Source organism: Clostridium sp. (assembly GCF_016650095.1).
GTDB lineage: Bacteria > Bacillota > Clostridia > Clostridiales > Clostridiaceae > Clostridium_AD.
Map to the genome: position 1 here is coordinate 1 of NZ_JAENWL010000197.1, position 6,755 is coordinate 6,755.

Sequence of the window (6,755 nt, forward strand, 5' to 3'; positions counted from 1 at the left end):
AATATCCTTTGGCCCTAATATTTATGATGTACACACACCTAAAGAACACTTAAGTATCTCATCAACAGATAGAATGTGGAGTTACTTATTAGCAGCATTAAAGGCAATGAAATAATTAAAGCCGCTTTAGCGGATTAAGCCTACTTTAGTAGATTAAGCCACTAAAGTAGATTAAGATACTAAAATAGAATTTTTAAAGGCTTCTACTTTTGTAGAAGCCTTTAATTTTAGTTAATTATTTTAAGCAATGCTTGTATTCATGACACGATTGAGGTATATTATAATTGGTATAATTGTTATAATAATTTAGTAAGGTGATGTAAATGAATATAATTTCATATCTAAAAGATAATAATATTAAAATTACTAAAGCAAGAAAAAATATACTAGAAATTATACTTTGTAGTAAAGAGGCTATAAATGCTAATCTCATATATGAGCTACTTAAAAAAGATGACATAAAAATAGACTTGTCTACGGTATATAGAACCTTAGATTTACTAGTGAGTAAAAAGATATTAAATAAATTTGATTTGGGTAATAATATGTATAACTACACTATAATTAAAAATGCCCACAAACATATAATCCAGTGCGATTTATGTCATAAGGAAATGGTCATAGATTGCCCAATACCTCAAATAGAGGAACAAATAAAGGCAAAGACAGGAATAACTCTTACGGAAAGTCATGTTTATTTAAAGGGAATTTGCAGGGAATGTAAAGAGTGTAAAGAATGTAAAGAATGGAAAGAATATAAGAAATAAGAGAGGATGGGTTTTATGCAATTTTCTTCATTGGTACTAATGGAAGTAGATAAAGAGACTAATCAATTTGTCAAAGAACTTGGAAGCTATGAAGCATCAGATGGGGCAGAATTTGTTACGAAATTAAATTATTCTGGAGAACTAATTAATTTATTTTTTGATACTCAGGTTGATGTGGAAGAATGGCAATTTACAGCAATTTATGATTATTTTAATGAGGATGTCTTTACGAATAAAGGTTACTCTATTGAAGCTATCGATGATGAGTATAATCCAACTTGGCTGGTTAAGTTTAAATATTCTACAGATCATATGGTTGTTCGCGAAGCTATAATTGACATATGTGAATTAATAAAGCAAGAACTTAAAGAAGTTTTTATAAAAATTGAAGATAAAAAAGAAGAATATAAGTAGATACAAGAAAAACAATTTAATTATAAAAGTAAATTGCAGTATTATGGCAAACTTTTTAGAGGTGACAATCTATGAGACTTGAGTTTATTAATAGAGTAAAAGTTGATGAAATTTTAGGCAGAAATATATTTACAGATGATGGAAGTGTATTGCTAAGAACAGGAGTTAAATTAACAGGGCAGTATATCAAAAGACTTAAGGACTTAGGTGTTTTTTATGTGTATATAGAAGATGCTAGATTAGATGATATATCAATAGAAGATGAAAAACTAAGTGATCTAAAAGCTATAACTATGAAAAACATGTCAAAGATAATAAAGAATGTAACTGCGGCAGATAAAAAAGGCACTAAAGAATCATTATCGGTTGTGGAAGACTTAGTTAATTATATTATTGAGATGGGTGATGTAAATAAAAGTTTATATGACATTCAGACTTATGATAACTATACATATCTTCACTCTATAGATACTGGAATCATGGCAATTTTTCTTGGCCTTTCAATGAATCTTAAGGAAAGTGATTTAAAAGAGCTAAGCATCGGAGCAATCCTGCATGATATAGGTAAAACTAGTGTTATTAAAGACATCATAACGAAACCAGATAAGCTAACATTTGAAGAATATGAAGAAGTTAAGAATCATCCTACTTATGGAAAAGAGATTCTTGAAAAGAACTTTTCCATGTCTAGTGAAATTCTAAAAGCGGTGGAACAGCACCACGAAAAAATTGATGGAACTGGATATCCTTATGGACTTACAAAAGATAGTATTTCTAAGTTTGCAAAAATAATTAGTGTTTGTGATGTTTATGATGCTGTAAGTAATGATAGAAGTTATAGAGAGAAATTTAATCCTGTGGATGCTTACGAACTAATATTAGCTGGCTGCGGTAGTGTTTTTGACGAAGATGTAGTAAGAAATTTCAAAGAAACCTTTTCAGTATTTCCATTAGGCGTTTGTTTAAAGTTATCAAACGGAGTTGAAGGATATGTAATTAAACAAAACAAAAAATTTCCTGATAGGCCAGTATTAAGAGTGCTTTATGAAGGGGAAGATAGGAAACCTATTAAATTTTATGAGATAGATTTGTTGCAATGCCATAATGTTGTAGTGAAGTCAATAATATAAAAAATATAAACCTTATTAGGAGTAAAATATGAAAGAAAAAGATATAAATACCATTATAAATGGTATTACTCAAAGGCATAGATATTTATTAGAGGAAATAAGAAGTAAGGATAACAATTCACAGTTATGGACAGTGACCAAAGATATTAGTGGGGCTTCGCAAAGATTAATATTTATGACGGTACTTAGCCTTCGCGAGTTAACACAATATGATATTCCAGATGATAAAAACAATGTATATATACTATTTTCTGAGGATGAATCAGAAGAACTTGAAATAAAAGAAGCTCTCTCAATAAATAATTTATTAGGAAAGCCCCTGATTAGAGTAAATGTTTTAGAAAGAAAAGTAAACTACTCTGAAAATGTAAATATGCAAGTGGTAAATGATTTAGCTGATCTTATTAATAATATCAATTTACATAGCAATAGCGAAAAAACAAGTCTACAGGGTAAACCATACATTACTATGGGAATTATAGCTATAAATGTTGCGATGTATATAGTTACCGCTTATTTGACTTATGTTTATGCAAAAGGTAGCATATTTACAAGTGATACCAATGTTTTAATTTTGCTTGGAGCTAAGGTTAATAATCTAATTGCAGAGGGTCAGTATTATAGACTTATTTCTTGTATGTTTTTACATGGTGGAATTGTGCATTTAGGTGTCAATATGTATTCACTTTATATTATTGGACCAATGGTTGAAAGGGTTTATGGAAAGGCGAAATATATTGCTGTTTATTTCATTGCTGGAATATGTGCATCTATATTTAGTTATATTTTTTCAACAAGTGTTTCTATTGGAGCTTCGGGTGCGATTTTTGGACTTTTAGGTGCAGTACTCGTTTATGCAATTAAATCTAAAGGTAAAACTGGAAATGGTTTTATAAAAAATATTTTATCTGTTATATTTATAAATATATTTATAGGAGTTACGATACCAGGCATCGATAATTTCGCTCATTTAGGCGGACTTCTTGGAGGAATGATAATATCATTTTTAATTTCTTTTAGAGCAGAAGGTTAATAAGGTATTTAAAAAGGCACATTTAAACAAATAACAAGTCAATATGCTATCTATTGACTTGTTATTTGTTTGAATGTGCCTAAAAATTTAAATATTTGTTGTAGCAATTACCAAATTCCGAAAAATTTTAATACAATTATGATAACAACTATGCCGCCAATTAATTGTAACATTTAAATGGCCTCCTTTTATAATAATTATATTTTACGTGTTAATTTACTCGCTAATTTACTTGTTAATTTATATTATACCAAATATCGACAAGTTATGCAACTATATCAATAGTTTTGTCCCCAATGATATTAATTAGATCTTCATGATTTATAGTTTCCTTATCAATCAATAAAGCTGTAATAGACTCTAAAGATTCTTTTTTATCTATCAGGATACTTTTAACTTCTTCATATAATTCTGATATTAAATTTTTACATTCTATAAATGCTGATTCTTGATTTGTAAAGCCTGAGTCTGTGAGTTTGCCCATAGTAAGCAGTCCGAGTGATTCACCCATACCGTATTCTGTTATCATCGCAGTTACGAGCTGCGTGCTTCTTTGCAGGTCATTATAAGCACCAGTAGTTACATGTTCATGGCCAAAGATAATTTCTTCAGCAGCCCTACCACCTAGTAGTACCATTATTTTTTTCTTTAAATGTTCCATGTTCATATATAGTTTATCTTCAGGAATACTTAAAGTATAACCGCCTGCACCTTTGGTAGTTGGGATTATAGTTACTTTGGATACTTTATCATTTGGCAACACATTTAGTGAAATTAAAGCATGTCCCGCTTCGTGGAATGCGGTAATTTTTCTATCCTCATCTTTAATATAATCCCTATCAACTTTTTCATAACCAGCTAGCATTATTGAATAAGCTTTATCCATATGCTCATTTTCAATAAATGTAGAATTGTCCTTACAGGCAATAATAGCTGCCTCATTAGCTAAGTTCTCTAGCTTTGCACCTGAAAAAGATGTAGTTTTATGTGCCCATTGCGAATAATCTATATTATTAATAGGTTTATTTTTAAGATGAAGTTTTAAAATTTTCTCTCTGGCAGATACATCAGGTAATGTAACTTCGATATGTCTATCAAAACGGCCGGGTCTAAGTAGTGCATCATCTAGCATATCAAGCCTGTTAGTTGCTGCAATTATCATTATGCCCTTTGTTTCATTAAAACCAGACATTTCAGTTAGAAGGGCGTTAAGAGTCTGATCTTTTTCGTCAGAACCGCCACCGCGACTATCTCTTTTCTTACCAATTGCATCAATCTCATCGATAAAGATAACTGCCCTGCCATGACTTCTTGCTTTCTTAAATAAGCTTCTGATTCTCCCAGCTCCAACCCCTACATATACCTGGACGAAATCAGAACCGGATACAGCATAAAAAGGAACATTTGCTTCGCCAGCCACAGCTTTTGCAAGTAAGGTTTTACCAGTTCCAGGATCTCCATATAAAATTATTCCTTTGGGCATTCTAGCACCATAAGCAGAATATTTTTTAGGATTTTTAAGGAAATCTACTACATCCTGGACACTATCTTTAGCTTCTTCATTACCTGCTACATTAGCGAAGTTATAACCTATGTCCTCTACTGCAGTAACATCAAGATTTGTAGCTGAGAACATGCCTTTAGCCGTTCTCTTTGAAGATTTGAAGGACATAATTCCAAGTGCTATGATTGAAATCACTAAAGCTGCAATTGAAGCTATTTCAGTAGGATTGGTTAGAGTTTGTTCAGAAACATTTATACCATTCTTTAATAAGTCTTCTTTGAAATTATTAGTTCTTGGATTGTCAGTTGAGTAAATAGTTCCATCTTTAAGTTTAACTTGAATTTTAGGAGCAGTTGTTACGTATACAGTGGATATACTTTTAGAAGAAACATCTTTAAGAAAATCTATATATAATTTATCTGTAGATACTTTAAATGTATTACTCACAAAAATGAGAAATACTATTGAACAAATTGCAGTGATAATAGGAATTAAAATATATTTGTTTTTAAGTTTAATCATAGGCTCGAAGCGAGAAAACCACATTTATTTTAGTATAGTTGTGGAGTCGCCTCAGTCACATCCTTTCGCATAATATATTTTTTTACTGTTTCTATTAATTCACAGGTTGTACTCTTATATTTGTTATAGATAATAGTTTACTAATTCTGTAAGCTATAAGGTCTATTATAATATGTTTTGAAGGCCTTGTCCAACGATACTCATAGAATTTGGTAATGTAAATATTGTAAAAAATGCAATTGATATATTCATAATTTGTTGTATACTTTATTTAAGATAGATTCACATATGAAAAAAAATAACGATATTTCAGCTTCAGAGATGATGATTTCACAGACAGAATAGATTTAGAATAAGGAGAATGGATAAAATGGGAAAGAAAGTTTATGCAATAAAAGAAGGATTAAATTCTACTACTAATGAAAGAATTGAAAATCAAATAGTTAACACTTGGGCAGAGTGCTTAAAATATGTAAAAGGTGTAAAAGGTGCTAAGTATAAGAGCTTTGAGGATATAAATGAGGCTAAAAAGTTCTTAAGTGGTGCAGGAGATGCACTTAAAAAAGCAGATAATAATTATCCAGAGGATTGCCTTCATGTTTATGTTGATGGTAGTTATAATGCTTCTACAGAGGAGTATTCTTATGGAATGGTAGCTGTGCAGAGTGATGTAGTTCTACATATAGAGAGTGGTGCAGGTAAAAGTGATTCAGCAAGAAATATAAGGCAAATAGCAGGGGAACTTGCGGGTGCAGTTAAAGGAGTTCAGTATGCATTAGATAAAGGGGAGAAGAAGGTAGTAATATTTCATGATTATGTTGGGATTTGTTACCATGCTACAGGTTTTTGGGGTAGGAAAGAAGAGTCATCAAAGGAATATTATGAGAAAATGCAAGAACTTATGAAGAGTGGAATAGAGGTTATATTTGTTAAGGTGGATAGTCACACAGGAGATTTGTTCAATGAGCTTGTTGATGAAAAATGTAAAGAGAGATTAGGGATAAAATCAGATAAGGTTGTAGAAAAATGGCTGGCTAAGAATACTATAAATGTGGCTAGTGATGAGGTAAAAAGAGAAATCCTAAAGATAGCGACCAGCGGAGATGCGAATATAATTGTTATAAATTCTGGTGAAGAGACAAATAAAGTAGAAGTTAAAGAAAAGATTAAGAAAGAGATTAAAGTATATGGATTTGATGAGATTGCATCTGAGTATACCACGAAGCCAGAAGTAGCTAAGAGTCTAATAGATAATCTAAGTAGCTCAGAGAAAACAGAGTTTATTATCTATCTGCTAGAGCGGGAGGTATAAAAGTTCTCCTGCGTGACTTGCAATGTGAACTTGAAGCGTGAAATTTGATTAAGGAATTCTAATCTTTTGCTCG

At 31.0% G+C, this 6,755-nt stretch carries 6 protein-coding genes; 5 read left to right on the forward strand and 1 reads right to left on the reverse strand.

The window, feature by feature from the left end; translation table 11 throughout:
* Nucleotides 1-323: 323 nt before the first annotated feature.
* From JJE11_RS11850 to JJE11_RS11865, 4 genes are all read left to right on the forward strand, one after another.
* The gene (locus JJE11_RS11850) at nt 324-767 is read left to right on the forward strand and encodes a Fur family transcriptional regulator (RefSeq protein WP_291635842.1); all 444 of its coding nucleotides are present in this window, start codon (nt 324-326) and stop codon (nt 765-767) included.
* Nucleotides 768-782: 15 nt separating this feature from the next.
* Nucleotides 783-1,181 carry a DUF6762 family protein gene (locus JJE11_RS11855; RefSeq protein ID WP_291635844.1) on the forward strand — a complete coding sequence of 133 codons (399 nt, stop codon included), beginning with the start codon at nt 783-785 and terminating at the stop codon, nt 1,179-1,181.
* Between the two features lie 71 nt (nt 1,182-1,252).
* Complete coding sequence (locus JJE11_RS11860) at nt 1,253-2,311, forward strand: HD-GYP domain-containing protein (RefSeq protein ID WP_291635846.1); 1,059 nt, start codon at nt 1,253-1,255, stop codon at nt 2,309-2,311.
* 28 nt (nt 2,312-2,339) lie between these two features.
* The gene (locus tag JJE11_RS11865; RefSeq protein WP_291635848.1) at nt 2,340-3,344 is read left to right on the forward strand and encodes a rhomboid family intramembrane serine protease; all 1,005 of its coding nucleotides are present in this window, start codon (nt 2,340-2,342) and stop codon (nt 3,342-3,344) included.
* Between the two features lie 265 nt (nt 3,345-3,609).
* On the opposite strand, the gene JJE11_RS11870 is transcribed toward JJE11_RS11865, so the two are convergent.
* On the reverse strand, nt 3,610-5,370 hold the full coding sequence (locus tag JJE11_RS11870) for an ATP-dependent metallopeptidase FtsH/Yme1/Tma family protein (protein WP_291635850.1): 1,761 nt from the start codon (nt 5,368-5,370) through the stop codon (nt 3,610-3,612).
* A gap of 370 nt (nt 5,371-5,740) precedes the next feature.
* Between JJE11_RS11870 and JJE11_RS11875 the strand changes: the two genes are divergently transcribed.
* Nucleotides 5,741-6,682, forward strand: coding sequence for a ribonuclease H family protein (locus JJE11_RS11875; protein ID WP_291635852.1), 942 nt, complete (start codon nt 5,741-5,743; stop codon nt 6,680-6,682).
* The last annotated feature ends 73 nt before the right edge of the window (nt 6,683-6,755 follow it).

What these genes read in the sequence shown, in the direction of transcription:
- JJE11_RS11865 (WP_291635848.1), top strand. Translation starts at nt 2,340, where the DNA reads ATGAAAGAAAAAGATATAAATACCATTATAAATGGTATTACTCAAAGG.
- JJE11_RS11850 (WP_291635842.1), top strand. Translation starts at nt 324, where the DNA reads ATGAATATAATTTCATATCTAAAAGATAATAATATTAAAATTACTAAA.
- JJE11_RS11870 (WP_291635850.1), bottom strand. Translation starts at nt 5,370, where the DNA reads ATGATTAAACTTAAAAACAAATATATTTTAATTCCTATTATCACTGCA.
- JJE11_RS11855 (WP_291635844.1), top strand. Translation starts at nt 783, where the DNA reads ATGCAATTTTCTTCATTGGTACTAATGGAAGTAGATAAAGAGACTAAT.
- JJE11_RS11875 (WP_291635852.1), top strand. Translation starts at nt 5,741, where the DNA reads ATGGGAAAGAAAGTTTATGCAATAAAAGAAGGATTAAATTCTACTACT.
- JJE11_RS11860 (WP_291635846.1), top strand. Translation starts at nt 1,253, where the DNA reads ATGAGACTTGAGTTTATTAATAGAGTAAAAGTTGATGAAATTTTAGGC.